The organism is Streptomyces sp. SCSIO 30461 (assembly GCF_037023745.1).
Classification (GTDB): domain Bacteria; phylum Actinomycetota; class Actinomycetes; order Streptomycetales; family Streptomycetaceae; genus Streptomyces.
This window is the reverse complement of record NZ_CP146101.1, coordinates 393,278-409,469: the sequence shown is the minus strand read 5'-3', so window position 1 is coordinate 409,469 and position 16,192 is coordinate 393,278. Positions and strand designations below refer to the sequence as shown.

At 69.3% G+C, this 16,192-nt stretch carries 13 protein-coding genes and 2 pseudogenes; 7 read left to right on the top strand and 8 right to left on the bottom strand.

What is annotated here, in order from left to right:
• Positions 1-9 precede the first annotated feature (9 nt).
• Positions 10-1,998: a SpoIIE family protein phosphatase gene (locus V1460_RS01925; protein ID WP_338671728.1), complete on the bottom strand. Its 1,989-nt coding sequence runs from the start codon at positions 1,996-1,998 to the stop codon at positions 10-12.
• A gap of 381 nt (positions 1,999-2,379) precedes the next feature.
• Between V1460_RS01925 and V1460_RS01920 the strand changes: the two genes are divergently transcribed.
• Positions 2,380-2,583: a hypothetical protein gene (locus V1460_RS01920; RefSeq protein ID WP_338671726.1), complete on the top strand. Its 204-nt coding sequence runs from the start codon at positions 2,380-2,382 to the stop codon at positions 2,581-2,583.
• Positions 2,584-2,665: 82 nt separating this feature from the next.
• Here V1460_RS01920 and V1460_RS01915 read toward each other — a convergent pair whose 3' ends face one another.
• The 3 genes from V1460_RS01915 to V1460_RS01905 form a co-directional block, all read right to left on the bottom strand.
• A complete protein-coding gene (locus tag V1460_RS01915; RefSeq protein WP_338671725.1) occupies positions 2,666-4,432 on the bottom strand; it encodes a site-specific integrase in 1,767 nt (588 codons plus the stop codon).
• On the bottom strand, positions 4,429-4,725 hold the full coding sequence (locus V1460_RS01910) for a helix-turn-helix domain-containing protein (protein ID WP_338671724.1): 297 nt from the start codon (positions 4,723-4,725) through the stop codon (positions 4,429-4,431). The genes V1460_RS01915 and V1460_RS01910 overlap by 4 nt, the downstream gene beginning before the upstream one ends.
• A 166-nt stretch (positions 4,726-4,891) precedes the next feature.
• The gene (locus V1460_RS01905) at positions 4,892-5,431 is read right to left on the bottom strand and encodes a helix-turn-helix transcriptional regulator (protein WP_338671722.1); all 540 of its coding nucleotides are present in this window, start codon (positions 5,429-5,431) and stop codon (positions 4,892-4,894) included.
• 278 nt (positions 5,432-5,709) lie between these two features.
• Here V1460_RS01905 and V1460_RS01900 point away from each other — a divergent pair, with 278 nt between their 5' ends.
• The 5 genes from V1460_RS01900 (at position 5,710) to V1460_RS01880 (ending at position 11,713) form a co-directional block, all read left to right on the top strand.
• Positions 5,710-7,230 (top strand): DnaB-like helicase N-terminal domain-containing protein, encoded by a 1,521-nt coding sequence (locus V1460_RS01900; protein WP_338671720.1) that lies wholly within the window; start codon positions 5,710-5,712, stop codon positions 7,228-7,230.
• A gap of 251 nt (positions 7,231-7,481) precedes the next feature.
• Positions 7,482-8,813, top strand: a complete 1,332-nt coding sequence (locus V1460_RS01895; RefSeq protein WP_338677861.1) for a hypothetical protein — start codon at positions 7,482-7,484, stop codon at positions 8,811-8,813.
• Positions 8,814-9,141: 328 nt separating this feature from the next.
• Positions 9,142-9,483 carry a plasmid mobilization relaxosome protein MobC gene (locus V1460_RS01890; RefSeq protein ID WP_338671719.1) on the top strand — a complete coding sequence of 114 codons (342 nt, stop codon included), beginning with the start codon at positions 9,142-9,144 and terminating at the stop codon, positions 9,481-9,483.
• A complete protein-coding gene (locus tag V1460_RS01885; RefSeq protein ID WP_338671718.1) occupies positions 9,480-11,219 on the top strand; it encodes a relaxase/mobilization nuclease domain-containing protein in 1,740 nt (579 codons plus the stop codon). The genes V1460_RS01890 and V1460_RS01885 overlap by 4 nt, the downstream gene beginning before the upstream one ends.
• Before the next feature lie 107 nt (positions 11,220-11,326).
• On the top strand, positions 11,327-11,713 hold the full coding sequence (locus tag V1460_RS01880) for a hypothetical protein (protein ID WP_338671717.1): 387 nt from the start codon (positions 11,327-11,329) through the stop codon (positions 11,711-11,713).
• Positions 11,714-11,963: 250 nt separating this feature from the next.
• On the opposite strand, the gene V1460_RS01875 is transcribed toward V1460_RS01880, so the two are convergent.
• Positions 11,964-12,785, bottom strand: coding sequence for a DUF317 domain-containing protein (locus V1460_RS01875; protein WP_338677860.1), 822 nt, complete (start codon positions 12,783-12,785; stop codon positions 11,964-11,966).
• 141 nt (positions 12,786-12,926) lie between these two features.
• Positions 12,927-13,272: pseudogene (locus V1460_RS01870) on the bottom strand (DUF317 domain-containing protein).
• Between the two features lie 297 nt (positions 13,273-13,569).
• Here V1460_RS01870 and V1460_RS01865 point away from each other — a divergent pair.
• On the top strand, positions 13,570-14,430 hold the full coding sequence (locus V1460_RS01865) for an abortive infection family protein (RefSeq protein ID WP_338671716.1): 861 nt from the start codon (positions 13,570-13,572) through the stop codon (positions 14,428-14,430).
• 329 nt (positions 14,431-14,759) lie between these two features.
• On the opposite strand, the pseudogene V1460_RS01860 reads toward V1460_RS01865, so the two are convergent.
• Positions 14,760-15,169, bottom strand: a pseudogene (locus V1460_RS01860) (NUDIX hydrolase).
• A gap of 58 nt (positions 15,170-15,227) precedes the next feature.
• Positions 15,228-16,184 (bottom strand): FAD-dependent oxidoreductase, encoded by a 957-nt coding sequence (locus V1460_RS01855; RefSeq protein WP_338671714.1) that lies wholly within the window; start codon positions 16,182-16,184, stop codon positions 15,228-15,230.
• Between the last annotated feature and the right edge of the window lie 8 nt (positions 16,185-16,192).

The following is a 16,192-nucleotide window of genomic DNA, read 5'->3' as shown; positions in this document are numbered from 1 at the left end:
TGACGTGTCCTATCCCCCCAAGGGCAGCTCGCACCACACAGCCTTGCCCCCGGCTGGGTCGCGACGGGACCCCCAAGACGAAACAATCGCGGCGATGACCGAGATGCCGCGACCGTCCTCGTCGGCGGGACCGGCTTGCCGTCGACGCGGCAGATGATCGTCCCCATCCGTCACCTCGATGATCAGCCGACGGTCAGTGCGGCGCAGACGCAGCCCCACGGGTGGGGTTCCATGTTGGAGAGCGTTCGCCACCAACTCACTTGCGGCCAGCACGCCGAGGTCGCACGTCTCGGCTGGCAGGTGCCAGGAGGCGAGCGTGTCCCGCGTAAATGTCCTAGCGCGCGGAGCTGCCTCGATGCCGCCGCCGACGAGATCCAGTGCGGCATTGGCGAAGAGCTCGGCGTCCGCGCCGGTGCGGGTGGGATGCTGGAGAGCCATCACGGCGATGTCGTCTTCGAGATATGCGTCGACATCCAGGGTGCGGAGCAGCGTGGCGCAGATGTCGGCAGGGGTGCCCTGGACACTAGCGAGTGTGCGCTCCAGCACGGCTACGCTTTCGTCGATGTCCATGCCTCGGCGTTCGACCAAGCCGTCGGTGTAGAGGACGGCGGTGGCGCCGGGTGGCAGGCCGATGGAGCCGGAGGCGTGCAGCCAGCCGCCGGTGCCGAGAGGGGGCCCGGTGGGGTTCTCGGCACGGCGGACAGTGCCGTCCCCGTGCCGTACGAGAATCGGCAAGTGACCGGCGGACGCGTAGACGAGCCGTTCTTCGCTCGGGTCGTGGACGGCGTAGACGCAGGTGGCGATCTGGCTGGCGGCGATCTCCGCGGCGAGGCCGTCGAGGAGCTGAAGGACCTCGTGCGGTGGCAGGTCCAGTCGGGCATAGGCCCGCACAGCGGCACGCAGCTGGCCCATGGCCGCAGCCGCGCGCACCCCGCGGCCCATAACGTCTCCGATGACAAAGGCCGTACGGCCGGCTCCCAGGGAGACGACGTCGTACCAGTCGCCACCGGCGTCGGAGTCTCCAGGCTGGTAGGTGGCGGCGATGCGCAGGTCGTCGGGCTGCTCCAGCTCCTGCGGGAGAAGGGACTGCTGAAGACTGACCGCCGTCTTGTGCCGATCCTTCTCAGCGAGGGCGAGCCGCTCGCGCAACACGGCGACGTCGTCGTCCAACCCGTAAGAGTTGTTCAGGGTTGTTCGGAACAACTCGGGGTTAGGGTCTCCTGCGGGCGATCTGGGATGTGGAAGCACGCTTCCCGCAATGACGCGTGGTTCGGAGGAATCGTGGCGCTCCGCGGTGACCCCCAGGTCGTCTGCGGCGTCCCGCACAGCCTCCCGTTCACGGTCCAAGGCGTCGTCGGTTCGCGCCAGGATCTCGTCGAACTGGTCAAGAGCGCTGTCCTCACCTGGTACGTCGTGAGCGATGGCGTCAGCGGGGATCGCGGGCAGGTCTCCTGCATTGCTGACCAGCGGCTGTTGGCCGATGTCCAGCAGATACGTCTCCAGCATCTGCACGCGCCGGGCAGCAAGGTCGGCGATGCGCTGGGCTTCGTCACGCTGCCTCACTGCCCGCTCAAGCTGGGCGCTCAGGCGCGCCGCTTGGTCTCGAGCGCGGTCAAGCTGCGGCTGCAGCGCACGCATCGGGTCCGGTGCGTGCACACCGACCCCGGTGAGTGCGTCGACACGTCGCGACAGCTCGACGACCTTGGCCTGTGCCTGGCCGAGGACGAGGACGAGCATCGAGGCGATCCGGAGCGCCTGTTGACGCCCCTGCTCGCTCGTCTCGTATGCCTGACGTGCCCGCACGAGGTCCCGGTAGACATGAATCGTGCGTTCCTTCTCCTCGATGAGCTCGCGCGGCGACACGACCACCTGACCGTCGACGCCGACCAGGGTCGGAGCGCTCTGCGCCTTGTCCCAGAGGGCGCGCGCCTCGCGTACGCGGCCCAGCGCCTGGTGGCCCGGCTCGTCGGGGAAGCACACATCCGCGACGGCCTCCACGACATCCCAGGTCAGGTCTTCTCCTGACAGATGAATACGCAGGCGGCGGAGGTCTGCGACTCTCCCGTTCGCGCCCGTTCGCGAAGTGCTCCGGGGTCAGCCGGCTGTGGATGTCCCGAACGCTCAGACCAGCCTCATCGATCCATGAACGGACCATCTGCACCAGCGCATTGGCTTCGGCGCTGGCTCCTTTGGGCGGCGCCCAGGGACGCCCCGGGCGCTTCTTCCGCTCCCCCATCGCTGCTCCCCGTGTTGTTCCGCGACAACCCACCGTTGTCGCCGGAACAACATCCAAACGGTACCGTCAACCACCGCGCAGCTGGATCGTGTAGGCACATCGACCCCCAACGCCCCTACACGAACCGAACTCGGAGACTTCCCGTGCACCTCACGCAGACTGGACTGCTCCTCGTCGCCTTGCTGATGATCACCCTTTTGGCGATGGGAGTAGGTGGCGCAGCAGTGGCGCTCGCGCGCTGGGAGGGGCTCACGGTGCCCGCCGCTATCAGTCGAGGGGGCATCGCCTTCGCCGGGACCATGGCCCTCGGAGCATCCTTGGTCGGTCTCTTCCTGATGCTCAAGTGAGGTGGGGGAGCAGCCGACCGGTGTCGCCCGCTCCCCCACGCTTGTGCCGACCTTCAACCCGAGGAACGCGTCACAGGGGCGTCTACCACTCGTCGGTGTCGCCGTACCTTCCTGGGTTCTGAGCGCGGTCCACAGCCTGTGCACACGCCTCAGCGAAGGCCGCCTCCACGGCCGCCTTGTCCATGCCCCGTACCTGAGCCTCGACCTCCTGGCCCGTGCCGGGTCGTCGGGCCGTGCGCCAGGCCGAGGCGCGGTCGGTGTAGCGGTCGGTCTCGAAGTCCCAGGCCGGTACCGACCACTGCTCCGGGATCCCGGTCGCCGCGCGTTCCCCACCGGGGAGGAACAGAGCTCGGGCGTGGAAGACCACGACCCGCTCCGGTACACGGTCGCGGATGGCACTCGCACCGCCAGGGCCCTGGTGTTCCCACCGCCAGCGGTCCCATTCCTCGACCTCGGCAGGGTGGTCGGGCCAGTCCTCGCTCCAGCATGCGACGACCTCGTCGGCGTGCTCGCGGTAGAGGAAGGGAACGCGCCGATCGCCGAGGCGGGCGACGTGAACCACCAGCTCGGCGGGGACCGGACTCCGGCCGGCCTCCGGAGTGGCACTTCCCGCGATCTGATCCGCGCCCCACAGGAGGCCGCCGACCTTGGCGGCGGTGTCCTTGAGGACGCGACTGGTCAGGTGCTGATAGCGGCGGCGCATCCGGGCGGACTTGCCGGGCTCCCAGCCCATGATGGAGTCGACGACCGCGTCGGAGACGCCGAGGATGAGCAAGACCGTCGCCGCAGTGTGGCGGGCATCGTGGAGGCGGGCATCGCGGACGCCAGCGGCCTTCAGCAGCTCCTTCCACTTGTGGTAGTCCGTGTTCGGGTTCAGGGGCTCGCCGGTGGGCGAGGTGAACACGTACCCCTTCTCCGTCCACAGGTCGCGGGCTCGGGCTCGCTCGCGGGCTTGCTCCTCACGGTGCTGCCGAAGGAGTTGAACAAGCTCGTCGGGAGCGCCGATGGGGCGCTGGCCAGCGCGGGACTTGGCGTTCTTCGTCTCCCGTCGAGTGTTGATCTTCTGAGGGCAGAAGCCGGGCTTCCGGCCACAGCGGTCGCCGCAGCCGTGCTTGTAGCGGGGCCGTAGCCGGCCACGCCGTACGCGGATGACGCCGAGCTCGAAGTCGACGTCGTCCCACTGCATACCTAGGACCTCGCCCTGGCGCAGGCCGAGGGCGAGCGCGATGACCCAGCGGGCGGTGTTGCGGTGCTTGCCCGCCTCGGCAAGAAGGCGCTGGACCTCCTCGACCGTGTACGGCTCGACCTCTTCCTCTTCCAGGCGGGGGGCCTTGGCGACCGTGGCGGGGTTGACTGTGAGGTGCGCACGGCGGACCGCTTCGTTGAGGGCAGTGCGTACCGTGCGGTGGACCTGGTGGGCAGTGCCGGCGGCACTGCCGGCGTCCTGCATCTTCTTGTAGAAGCGCTCCAGGTGCTCGGGCTCAAGCTTCTCCAGACGGTGAGCGCCGAGGCCGGGGATGAGGTGGTGGTTCACCGCGACGCGGTAGCCGTCGATGGTGTTCTCCGAGACGTGCGCGGCGGCGATGTTCTCCACCCAGTGCGTCAGCCATGTCTCCAACGTCCAGCTCTGGCCAGCCTTGCGGACCGTTCCCTTGTCGCGCTGCCGTTCCAGCTCGCGTACGAGCTTGGTGACCTCGGGACGGGTCTTACGGCTGACATGGCGCCGATCGGGATTGCCGTCGTCCTTCGTGCCGACCGTGACGTAGCCGTGCCAGCGGCCGTCCTTGCCTTGAAAGATCGACGAGGCGCCGTTGGGCTGGCGGGGCTTCGGTACAGAGGCTCGCGTCATGCGGCGGCCCCGAAGTCGGTGGTCGACAGGCGCCGGGCGAGGAAGTCGTTCACCGCCTCCGCTGGGATGCGGCGCAAGCTGCCGATCTTGACGGAGGCGATCTCGCCGGAGGAGACGTACTCGTACAGCTTGGTGCGGCCGATGCCGATCCGGCGGGCGGCCTCGGCGACGGTGAGAGCGACCAGGGTCGTGTCGCCGACGGATCGCCGCTCGGCCATGAGGGTGCGCAGGGCGTCTTCGGGGACGTCCAGGAGCTGGGCTATCTGGGAAATGGGCAGGGCGGGCTGCGGCAAGGGGTACTCCTCCCGCCGGCATCGCGGCGTCGCGGGAGCGGCAACTCCCGTCGGCCTGGCCGGTGGCGTCGTTCAGGGATGGATGGATGGATGATCGTCGGCGACGGAGGTCGCCGCGCGTGAGGTTTCTCGGCGTTCGTAGCGCCGGGAGAGGGGCAACGGCTGGCTACTCGCCGGCGGGTGGCTGCCCCTGGTTTCGCAGGTGGGCCCGGGACGGGTGCAGGCTTCTCATCGCGGCTCGTTCTTCGAGCCGGAGGAGTTCGTCGACCTGTCCTCTCTGCTCGGGCCCCTTGTCCCCGTATGCATTGAGTTCCATGTCGATCTCGTGCAGGTGCATCTGGTTCCGGTCGATCGCCGCTCGCAGTTGGCGGTACTCCAGCGTCATCTGGACGTACTCACGGGCGAGCTGGCGGATGCGGGGCGTGGCCAGCTCTCCTGGCGGGCCGGTCAGATCCTGCATGGTGAGGTCGAAGACCTTGCAGAAGCCGAGCGCCTCGTCGAGGTTGACCCTGCGACGGGGCTTGCCGCTCTCGATGCGCCAGATCGCCGACTGGTTGATCGGATGACCGGCGGCGGCCATCTCCTCGGCGAGCTTCACCGTGCTCCAACCGCGGACTTCGCGCTCCAGCTTGATGCGTGCGGCGACGTGATCCTCCGGCACCGGACGACCGGGGCCGGCGCGCTCCGCGCCTTCCTCACCGCTCATTCGCACCTCCCTTCACGCGACAGCCAGATCCACTGGGGCCAGCGTCCACAACTAAACATCATTGCGGAGTGAAATGCAAGGCGTTGCGCTTCCGAAAATCTCGGCTATGGTCATAGTCCGCCGTACAGCGGCGGACGGATCCGCACATGCAAGCGGCCCCGGTGCTACGAACACCGGGGCCGAAGTAGAGGCTCCACCGCACAACCATCCATCCCTGAACGATCGAAACCGGAGGCCGGGGTTGCCGCCCCGTAATGGCCTGCCGGGTGAGGAGCTCCGTGACCCAGGGTACGACCCTGCCATCCCAGACGCCATCCCGCTTCGACGAGGACTCCACCCAGACGGAGCCTCCGTTCAACCTGGACGCCGAACGCGCGGTCCTCGGCGCCTGCATGCACAAAGCCGACATCATCGACGCGGTCCGGCCGGTCCTGGGTGACGACGCCTTCTACCGGCCCGCGCACGAGACCATCTGGCGCGCGCTCCTCACCCAGCACCGCGAGGACAAGCCGACCGACCCGATCATCCTCACCGAACTGCTCCAACAGCAGGCCGAACTACAACGGGTCGGCGGTCCCGCCTACGTGTTCCAACTCGCCGACGCGCCCTACGGCACAGGCAGCGCGGCTCACCACGCGGAGATCGTCCGCGAGAAGGCCGACCTGCGCCGCCTGATGACCTCCGCCGTACGGACCCTCCAGCAGGCCCAAAAACCCGGCGCAGATCCCGAGGCGATCCGCAGCGAGGTCGAAGCCGAAGTACGCGCCGAACGCGAACGCGCACTCGCCTCCGGGCAGGGGCGGCTGTCCCGCTTCGCCACCGACGGATGGTCGTTCGTCAAAGAGAGCGGGGCGGACGCCGAGCCCCTGTGGGGCACCCGCGAGAAGACCGTCTGGGCCCCGGGCGAGAGCCTGATGATCGTCGGCGCTCCGGGCGTCGGCAAGACCACCCTGGCCCACCAGGTGATCTTCGCCCGCCTCGGGCTACAGGAGACCGTCCTGGAGATGCCCGTCGCCCCCAGCAGGCGCGTGCTCTACCTGGCCATGGACCGTCCCAAGCAGATCGCCAAGGCCATGGCCCGCCGCGTCTTCCCCACCGACGAGAAGATCCTGCGCGAACGACTCGTGGTCTGGGAAGGCCCGCTGCCCGCCACCCTCGACAAGGAGCCCGACCTCCTCACCGACCTCGCCGCCGCCCACCAGGCCGACACCATAGTGATCGACAGCCTCAAGGACGCGGTCAGCACGATGGTCGACGACAGCCTCGCGGTCGCCTTCCACAACGCCCGCATGCGCGCCCTGCGCAACGGCGTGGAGATCATGGAGCTGCACCACCAGCGTAAGGCCACCGCCGACGCGCCGCGCGGCCAGCGCCCCAGCCTGGACCAGGTCTACGGCTCCACCTGGATCACCGCCGGTGCGGGCAGCGTCCTGTTCGTCACCGGCCGGGCAGGCGATCCCGCGGTCACCCTGCACCACCTCAAGACGCCCACCGGCGAAGTCGGCCCCCTGGACGTCACCCACGACCACGTGCGCGGCACCACCACCGTCGACCCCACCAAGGACCCCGCCGTCGTGCTGCACAACGCCCCCAACGGGCTGACCGCACGCGACCTGGCGACCGTCCTCATCGGCGGCGGCGACCCCGAACGTGCCGACATCGAGAAGGCGCGACGCCACCTCAGCCGCCTCGTCGACAGCGGCCTGGCCACCAAGGCCGACGGCATCGCCGGAGGGGCCGGAGGCGGCCAGCAGGCCCGCTACTACGCCTCAGCCCGCCACCTCACCGCCGTCGGCTGAACCCTTCACCAGCCCCCGCAGAGCGTTCACGCGACCGTACACGCAGCCCCCGCGCCCACACACCGCCGTGAACCGCTCACAGCGCACACGCTCACCGCAAAACCGCAGGTAGAGCGATCACACGAGCGTCCACGCCGTACACGCACCCAAGCGATCACGCGCGGGGCCCCCTTTAGAAGGGGGCCCGCGTGTACGCCCCCTCCGTGAACGCAGTGATCGCCTCCTCAGCTTCCCTCGGAGTAGCCCCGTACATGCCCCCTGCGATGACCGACGTGCTCGCCACCGCTTCATTCCCGTTCGCTGATGGTCCGCTCCTGCCCGTGGCCGTCTTGGCCGTCGCCGCCAGCGCACTGCTTGCGGGCCTGAGGCCACGACGCAGCCAACACCGCACCCGCGTTCGCAAGCGGCGCCTCTCGGCCGCCGTCGTCACAGCGACCGTGGCGGCGCTCGTGTGTACCGCCTACAGCGCGGACACCAGCTGGCGGTTCGCCGCCCACTACCTCGACATGCGCAACACCGCCGAGCGCGCCGCGATGTTCGCCGCCGCCGAACTCGCCCTGTTCTCGATGGCGCTGATGGCCCGCCAAAACCTGCACGGGCCGCAGCAGGCAGCGGGCCTGCCCGGAGTCCTGGTCTGGGTGATCACCGCCATGCAGACCATCCCCGCCTACGCCGAGTCCGGGCCCGTCGGCGGCACCGTGCGCGCCTTCACCGGCCCGGTCATGGCGGCCGTGCTGTGGCACCTGGCCATGGGCATCGAACTCCGCCAGCGCACCCCCGACGCCGCCTCCCGCGGGCTAGCCGCCGTACTCACGCGACAGGCCCGCGAACGGATGCTCGCCCGCCTGGGGATCGTCGAACAGGACCAGGGCGCCGCCGAGATCATCCGAGACCGGGCTACGCGGCGGGCGGTCGCCCTGGCCGCCCGCCTCGGCGAGATGACGCCCGAGCAGCGCACCGGGCGGGCGGGCCGGCGCACCGTACGCCGCCTGTCCAAGGCCCTCGCCCGCTCTGGCATCGACGCCGACGCGCGCCGCAACGATCAGCTGCTGCGCCAGCTCGCCACCCGCCGCCAAGCTGCCGCCCTGGCCACCATCGACCTGCCCGAGCGCTGGACCCCGCCCGCCGGGCAGCCCGTCAGCCCGCCTGCAGCACAGCCCGACCGCTCCCGGGCAGACGCCGACGAGCGGGCGGACGGAGACGGGCGGGCAGAAGACCGCGCCCGCCCGCACCCATCAGATCCGGGTGACGAGGAACCCCACCCGGGCGCCCGCCCGCAATCCGCCCGCCGGGATCGGGCGGCCCGCCTACAAGAAGCGGATCCGCCGCCCACGGGCAGCGGCTCGCATACCCCACCGGTCAAGCGCCCTACGCCGAAGCCAAAGCGGGCCGGCGGCAAACCGCGCGCCACCGACGACATCCTTCGCGAATACGCCCACCGGCTCCTTGACGAGCACGGCCGCCTATCCCGCGACCTCCTGGAACAGGCCGTACGCGGCGACGGATACACCGTCGCCAGCGACGACGCTGGCGACATCGTCCGCGTGGTCAAGACCGAACTGAACGCCTCCCGCAACGGCTGACGACCACCTCGCTCAACCACTCGTCCCTCCAACAACCTCGACACGGAGAGCCATGCACGACCCGCGCTACGAACCCACCACACCCCAGCAGCAGCCGCCCAACACCCCAGCTACAAGCCCAGCAAGTTGTCCCGGGAGCAATGCTCCCGGGGTCCCTGCCCCAGGGGCGGCAGGGACGGTCCAGCGCCACGGGGCGCCGGACCGTCAGGCAGCGACCGAGGGCGGACCGCAGCCTGGAGGGGGACGGCCGTCCGAGTCCCTTTCGCGGCGGCGTCAGCGCGCCCGTCAGCCGAAGAAGCGCAAGCGCCTGAAGCAGCCCAGCTGCCGCATGAACGACGCCGAGTACAAGCGCTTCACCGACGCAGCCGCCCAGTGCCAGATGACCAACGCCGCCTTCCTCGCCTACGCCGTCGACAAGGCCGCCCGCGACCTGACCCACACCGCCACCGAAATCGCCACCGAACGCGAGGTCATCGACGAGCTGTTCGCTGCCCGTCGGCACCTGGGCCGAATCCACGGCCTGTTCAACCAGGTCGCCAAGGCCCTCAACTCCGGTGCCGACGCACCCCACCTGGACGCCGCGACCAAGGCCGTCCGGAACGCAGCCCGCCGGATGGAGGACGCCGCCGACGCTCTGCTCGCCCATCGTGACGGCGGCGCCGCCGAGTGATCCCCAGCATCCACAAGCGCGGCAGCGAGACGATCGGGCTGATCCGCTACCTGTACGGTCCCGGCACCCATGAGGAGCACACCGACCCGCATCTGGTGGCCGCCTTCGACCCGCTCACCCCCGACCCCGGCCGCGACCCGCAGACCACCTACGGGCAGCTGCAGCGGCTGCTCGACCAGCCCGTCAACGCCCTGCCCGCCGGCCGACGTCCCAAGAAGCACGTGTGGCACCTGTCCGTGCGGGCCAGCCCGGAGGATCCGGTCCTGCCCGACGAGGACTGGGCGGCCATCGCCCGGCGCATGGTCGCCGCCACCGGCATCGCTCCCGACGGCGACGATGCCGCATGCCGGTGGGCCGCCGTCCGGCACGCCGACGACCACATCCACATCATCGCCACCCTGGTCCGCGACGACGGCCGACGGCCCCGCCTGCACAACGAGGCCCGCCGCGCCCAAGCCGAGGCCCGCGCCATCGAGGCCGACTACGGCCTGCGTCGTGTCGCGTCCGGGGATGGCACCGCCGCCAAGCGCCCCACCAGCGCCGAACGCCACAAAGCCGAACGCCAAGGCAGAGAGCGACCGGCGCGCGAGGAACTGCGGGAGACCGTACGTCGCGCAGTGGCCGGCGCGACCAGCGAGGAGGAGTTCTTCGACGGGCTGGCCGCCGCCGGCCTGCTGATCCGTAAGCGGGTCGCCCCATCTGGCGACCTGCTCGGCTACAAGGTCGCGCTGCCCGACGACCGCAACAAGGACGATGAGCCGGTCTTCTACCCCGGCTCCAGACTCGCACCCGACCTGTCGCTGCCCCGCATCCGCGAACGCTGGACCCTTCCCGCAGAGGCTGCCGCCTCGGTGGATGGCGCCCGTCCGGAGGAGCCCGCCCTGCCGCGCGTGACAGGTCCCGCGTTCGCGCGGCGCCGCGCCACCGCCGCCACATGGCAGGCCCTGCTGATCATCGACCACGGCGACGACGGCACAGCAGCAGCCCACATCGCTGCCGCAGGGGAGGTCCTGGACGCGCTCGCCAAGACCTCCGCCGCCCACACCCGCGCTGAACTCCGCGAGGCGGCCTTCGTGTTCGAGCGGGCCAGCCGCTCCCACGTGAAGGCCGTACGCGGGCACGACCGCGCCCTGCGCCAGGCCGCCCGCGATCTCGTCCACAGCGGGCCCGCCCTGGGCCGCGGCGAAGATGGCGCCACCACCGCCATGCTCATCGACATGGCGTTCTTCCTCGCCATCGCCGCGGCGAACTGGCACGCCAAGAGGCACCACAGCCAGCAGGCCGCAGCAGCCTGGCAAGCCGCCGAACACCTCAGCGCCGCCTACCAGGCCGCCGCAGCCCACCCCATGGCCATCCTCCGTCAGCGAGGCCACCGTCTGACCCCGCGTGTTCGCCAGCGGCAAGCCGATCTTCTTCACCAGGTGCTGCCTGAGCTGGCCGAACGGATCCGGTCCGAGCCCGGCTGGCCCGCCCTGGCCGCCACTCTCGACGACGTCCAGAGAGCCGGCCATGACCCGGCCGCCCTGCTTGCCGAAGCCACCCGACGGCGCGAGCTCGACACCGCCACGTCCGTCAGCGACGTCCTCGTCTGGCGCCTGCGCCACAGCGCCCACTTGCCCGCCGGACCCGAAAGCCCCCAGGACACACCCGCGCGAGGCAGTCGGCGCACCGTGTCCCCGGCGCCCTCCACACAGCCGGCGCCCAACGCAGCGAACGACTCCAGCCGTCGGCGCTAACCGGCAAAGCGGGCGGAACATAGCCGACGATCGCCGGTTGGGCAAACCGGCGATCCTCCAGACCATTGATGCCTGCACCCACCCAAACTCCTGTGAGGAACACCCGTATGCCCAAGACCGAGACCCGACCCCGCCCCGATATCGTCGCCCTCCTCTGCGACGCCGATTTCAAGCGCCGACGTGACACCAACACATGGACCCACCGCGACGGACGCCCTTTCAGCAAGGAGGAACAGGCCCTCGCCTTCACCGCCACCCGAGTCGAACTCGAAGAGGTGAGCGAACAGCTCGCCCGGTACCAGGAGTACCTGCGCACGGTGGACGAAGCGCCGGAGGCACTGCAGCGCTTCCTCGCCCCGTTCATGGAGCAGCTCACCGAGAAGAACCTCGGCAACGCCGTCCAGCTCATGAACGAAGACGACCGGACCGAGTTCGATCGACTGCTCGGTCGCGTAATAGACCCAGTTCGTCCCTTCGCCCCGTACGCCTTCTGACGAGAGCCCGTCGCCAGGGGCCAGCGTGAGGATTCGACCGGCTCCTGGGATGGATGCCGGCATCTGACACTGAGGCTTACGGCGTCCGTGGCCACGCTAACTCGCTACGTCGAACAAGGCGCCGGCCAGGGGGAGGACCGCCCCAGCAATCGCGGGCCGTGACGCGCGGGAAGACGCCGGTACGAAGCACCACAGCACGAAGCCGGGCCTCCTCAACGAGGGAGGCCCGGCTTCGATGCGTGGGAAGCACTCAGCTGGCTGGAGCGCGCAGGAGCCGGTCGCGTGTGCTCTCCGGCAACACCCGACGCAGCACCGGCGCGCTGGAACTGAGCGAGCCGACGAACGCGGCGACCAGGTCGTGCGGCACGCTGGTGCTGAACGACGCGGCCCACAGATACCCTGTGCCAAGCACCGGCTCGGCCCATGCCTGCCATCCGGCCAGGGCCGCCTCGTCAGCCTCGGCCACCAGGGCGATCGGGTCGGCGTCCTGAATGAGGGGCGGCACCTCTCCGAGGCGGACGTGGGAGGCGAAGGTCGGGTCCATCGCCCCCGCGCCGGGCTCGTCGATGTCGCGCAGCCAACCGTGCGCCGCAACAGCGTCGAGGACGAGCCCCGGGCCGCCGAGTGGCACACCGGGCTGCTCGCGAGTGTCGAGCGCGACGAGGAAGTCGGCAAGGGCCTCCCCGGGGACATCGGGGGTGAAGTAGGCCGACCACTGGGCGAGTGGGCTACTCATGTCGGCGCGAGCGGATACCTGCCAGGCGATCGGCGAATTCCCCAGGTGGAACGGCTCATCTGGCAGGACCCACTGCGCCCACCGCAGGGAGTCGGGACTGATGTGCAGGACGGTGCTGCGCAAGACCTCGCGGTCCTCCAGCGCCTCGCTCAGCTCCCGTCGGCCGCGGACGATCGCCAGGCTCGTCCAACCCAGGCCGGCGAGTGTGTCGGCGACGACGTCGTACAGACGTCCGTCGTCACCGGCCAGGTGCCGGGGACCGACCCAGTAAGCGGGCGGGACCGGGGTCGGGGTGGTCGAACGGAACGGGAAGTCGGGGTGCAGGGGCGCCTCCAAGGGCTTGTGGGGTTCCACTTGCGCCAGCGGGTCGGCCTCGACGGCGGGCGCTCGTGGCAGATGGTCGAGCGGCGTGTCCGCATCGCGGCCTTCAGCGAGACGGGTAAGGCCGCCGGAGGAAGCCAACTCGAGCCTCCGGCGTCACACCAGCCAGGAGGTCTCCAGCACACGAGCGACAGTGGCGGCAACGACATCGGCTGGCGTCTCGGTGTCGAAGGAGATCTGGTAGCCCCGCACCTTCGCCTTGCCAGTAACGGCGATCTTCCATCCCTCCCCGTCGGCGCCAGGGGCGCCCGAGCGGAAACCATCCGAGGTAGAAGCGGCCGTCCTTCGAGTTGACGTGCACGTCCGCGCGGTCGTCTACGACCAGGTTGAAGTCCTGAGCGGAGAACTGATCCATCACAAGGGTGGGCTGGCCCGGGCCGAGCTGCCACTCGCGCAAGCGCAGGGCTTCGACGGTGGTCGAGAATCCGGGACTCGGGGACATCGCAGTCACGGGCAATCACCTCCATGACCTGGGGGTTTACGGAAGTCGTCTACGTTGACATGCCTTGCCTGTGTTGGCCAGTCATTCGTGGATCTTCGCTGTCTGCCCCCGGCGAACTCCAGTGTGGCCCACTCGTGTGGGATCTCAGGTTCCGTGGCCGAATCTCACGACCAACGGCCACCCAGTGGCCGATCAGCCGCAACCCGAGACTGGTTGGTCGGACAGGCGCGGCATGGATCAGACGTCACCTTGGGAAAAGACAGTGACGGTGTCAGGGTCTGCTCCTATCTTCAGACCATGACCGTCACCGCACGGCGGGAGCTGGTGAGCCCGGCGACCCGCAACGCCTTCCGCTCTCTGGCCACGGACCTGACCGTCCGGATTGTCGCCGAACTGTGGGAGGACCACGGGTTCGCGCCCATCCCGCCAGATGAGCTGAAGTACCAGGACTCAGGCCAGCGGCGGACTGAATTCATGCTCTACGCGGAGGGCGTGGACTGGTCGGATCCGAACCAGGTTCGACGTGTACTCCTGGTCTTCGAGGACTTCATCCGCGCGTACCGGAACCCGGACGATCAGGGAACTCCTAAGTGGCTTGACGACATCAGGGTCCGCTTGGAGCGGGACGGCTTCACTCTCGATAAGGAGGGGAGGATCTCCTGGTCCAACCCGCCAGTGCTGGTCCGCGACCTCAGCACCCTGACCGACGCCTCCGGCATCACGATCGAGTTGGAGCGCATTCGGAGGGACCTGACCACCGATCCCCATGGGGCCATCGGCGCGGCCAAGCAGCTCATCGAGGCAACGGCGAAGACCGCTCTTGGGGAGCTGAACATCAAGGTCGACCGGAACGCCGCGCTCCCAGCCCTGATCAGCACGGTCCAGAAGGCGCTGAAGCTCGACGCTGGCTCGGCTCCTGATGGGCCGGACGGCAGCAAGGCCGTGAAGAAAATCCTTTCGGGCTCGGTGAACATCGCAGTCGGCGTCGCCGAACTGCGCAACCAGGGCTTCGGCAGCGGTCACGGTCAGGCGAGCGCACCTTCTGGGCTTGGAGTGCGTCATGCTCGCCTGACGGTCAATGCTGCCGTGACCTGGTGCGAGCTGATCCTCGACACGCTCTCGGACCCCGCCGCACCGTGGCGCAAGGCTAAGGTCTGATCACTTCGCGAAGAGGGCCAGATTTCGGGGTGGAGCAGATCACGCCACCCCGCAGGCGTGACTTCAGCTCGCCAACTTGGACCTCCCGCCCACCGGTCCCGGCGGGCCGACTACACCCTGAGGAAATGCCATGGCCGTGAGACGGACCGGCTGTGCCATCAACTTGAGCCAGCGTAAGAGCTGCTGGTCAGCAAGGATGGCCCGTACCACGAGCCGCAAGATCCTACAACTCGCCCCTCGTCGTCCCGAGGGGCCCGTGCACGCGGCAACCGCATCCATTCCTTCATCGGCGCACACACCCGTCACCGGCCTCGCTCCCACCAGTGCCCTCAGGATGGCAGGGACGTGTCGAGGTACTCCTGCACGGGCTCGAACAGGCCGTACGGCACGTACTGAGGGATCTCGCCATGGGGCACCCAGGCAAGCTCAGCCAATTCCTCGGGGGCCGCTACGTGGGCCGTGCCACCTACCGCCTGGCACACGGTGTACGACAACAGCCGACCCGTCTTCGGGTGGACCTGCTCGCCGAGCAGCTTCATTGCCGACACTGTCAGGCCGGTTTCTTCCTCCGTCTCGCGCACGGCAGCCTCTTCACGAGTCTCACCAGGTTCGACCTTGCCAGCCGGAAACTGCCAGGAGAGGGGACCTTCGCTGACACGGCGACGCACCATCAGAACACGGCCCTCGTGAACGATGAGGCTGCGGCAACGCCCGGCTCTTTCTCCGCGTTCTGCTGCATCTTCCTGTTCCTCCACGGGCAGCACGGGGATGTGCGTGATGGGTGTCCTGCAAGGCCGTCACTTGGCGGAGAGCAGCTCCCGAGCTTCTTCGGCACACCCCCACGACAGCGTGACGCCAGCACCCCCGTGCCCGTAGTTGTGGACGACTACGGTGCCGCCCTCCTCATCTCGCTCCGCCTCCACACGAACCGTGGCACGGGTCGGTCGGGCACCGATCCGATGCTCCAGGACGCGGGCCTGAGCGAGGCGGGGTTCGACCTGGATGCAGCGGGCCAGGATGCCCGCCGCCGCCTTGTCGTCAGGGGCGAGGTCTCCTTCGCTGTCGATGGCTGTACCGCCCAGGACAACGGTGTCGCCGTGGGGGTAGAGGCACAGCAGGTCCGGGGAGAGGCCGGTGTCCTCGGAGAAGAACTCGGTCAACCCCGGGTTGGTGACGATGACGTGCTGTCCGCGGATGGGCCGAAGGTCAGGATCCGAGATCAGTTCCTGGGCGCCCAGGCCCGTGCAGTTGACGATCACCGGAGCAGGGCCGGCGTCCGCGAGGGAAGCCAGGCGTCGCCGCCCGACCGTTCCCCCAGCGGCATCGAGGCGACGCAGGAGGTAGTCGAGGTAGGTGGGCATGTCGATCAGCGGAACCGTGAACTGGTAGCCAGCCGAAAACCCGGCCGGCAGTTCGGTCAGGTCGCACGGCCGGAAGCCGGGCAGAGCGGTGGCCCAGTCCGGTGGGGCCTCGGCCGTACGGGATGCCTCGATGCCGCTGGTGAGCCGGACGCCCGTCGACGGATCCTCCGCCAGCTCGCGGAAGACCTCCAGAGACCGCTGCCCCCACTGGTCGACCTTGTCCTTCGGCTCGACCAGGTATGGCCCCCACATCGCCCCGGCCGCCAGCGACGTGACGCCCGGCACCTGCTCGGCGATCACGTGCACCGAAGCTCCGGCCTCGGCGAGAACGACGGCGGTGGTGAGCCCTGCCACTCCAGCCCCGACAACGACAACGCGCTCCCCTGCGGTCATGACCCGAC

What these genes read in the sequence shown, in the direction of transcription:
- V1460_RS01865 (WP_338671716.1), top strand. Translation starts at nt 13,570, where the DNA reads ATGACCGTCACCGCACGGCGGGAGCTGGTGAGCCCGGCGACCCGCAAC.
- V1460_RS01895 (WP_338677861.1), top strand. Translation starts at nt 7,482, where the DNA reads ATGCCCCCTGCGATGACCGACGTGCTCGCCACCGCTTCATTCCCGTTC.
- V1460_RS01890 (WP_338671719.1), top strand. Translation starts at nt 9,142, where the DNA reads ATGAACGACGCCGAGTACAAGCGCTTCACCGACGCAGCCGCCCAGTGC.
- V1460_RS01915 (WP_338671725.1), bottom strand. Translation starts at nt 4,432, where the DNA reads ATGACGCGAGCCTCTGTACCGAAGCCCCGCCAGCCCAACGGCGCCTCG.
- V1460_RS01880 (WP_338671717.1), top strand. Translation starts at nt 11,327, where the DNA reads ATGCCCAAGACCGAGACCCGACCCCGCCCCGATATCGTCGCCCTCCTC.
- V1460_RS01905 (WP_338671722.1), bottom strand. Translation starts at nt 5,431, where the DNA reads ATGAGCGGTGAGGAAGGCGCGGAGCGCGCCGGCCCCGGTCGTCCGGTG.
- V1460_RS01855 (WP_338671714.1), bottom strand. Translation starts at nt 16,184, where the DNA reads ATGACCGCAGGGGAGCGCGTTGTCGTTGTCGGGGCTGGAGTGGCAGGG.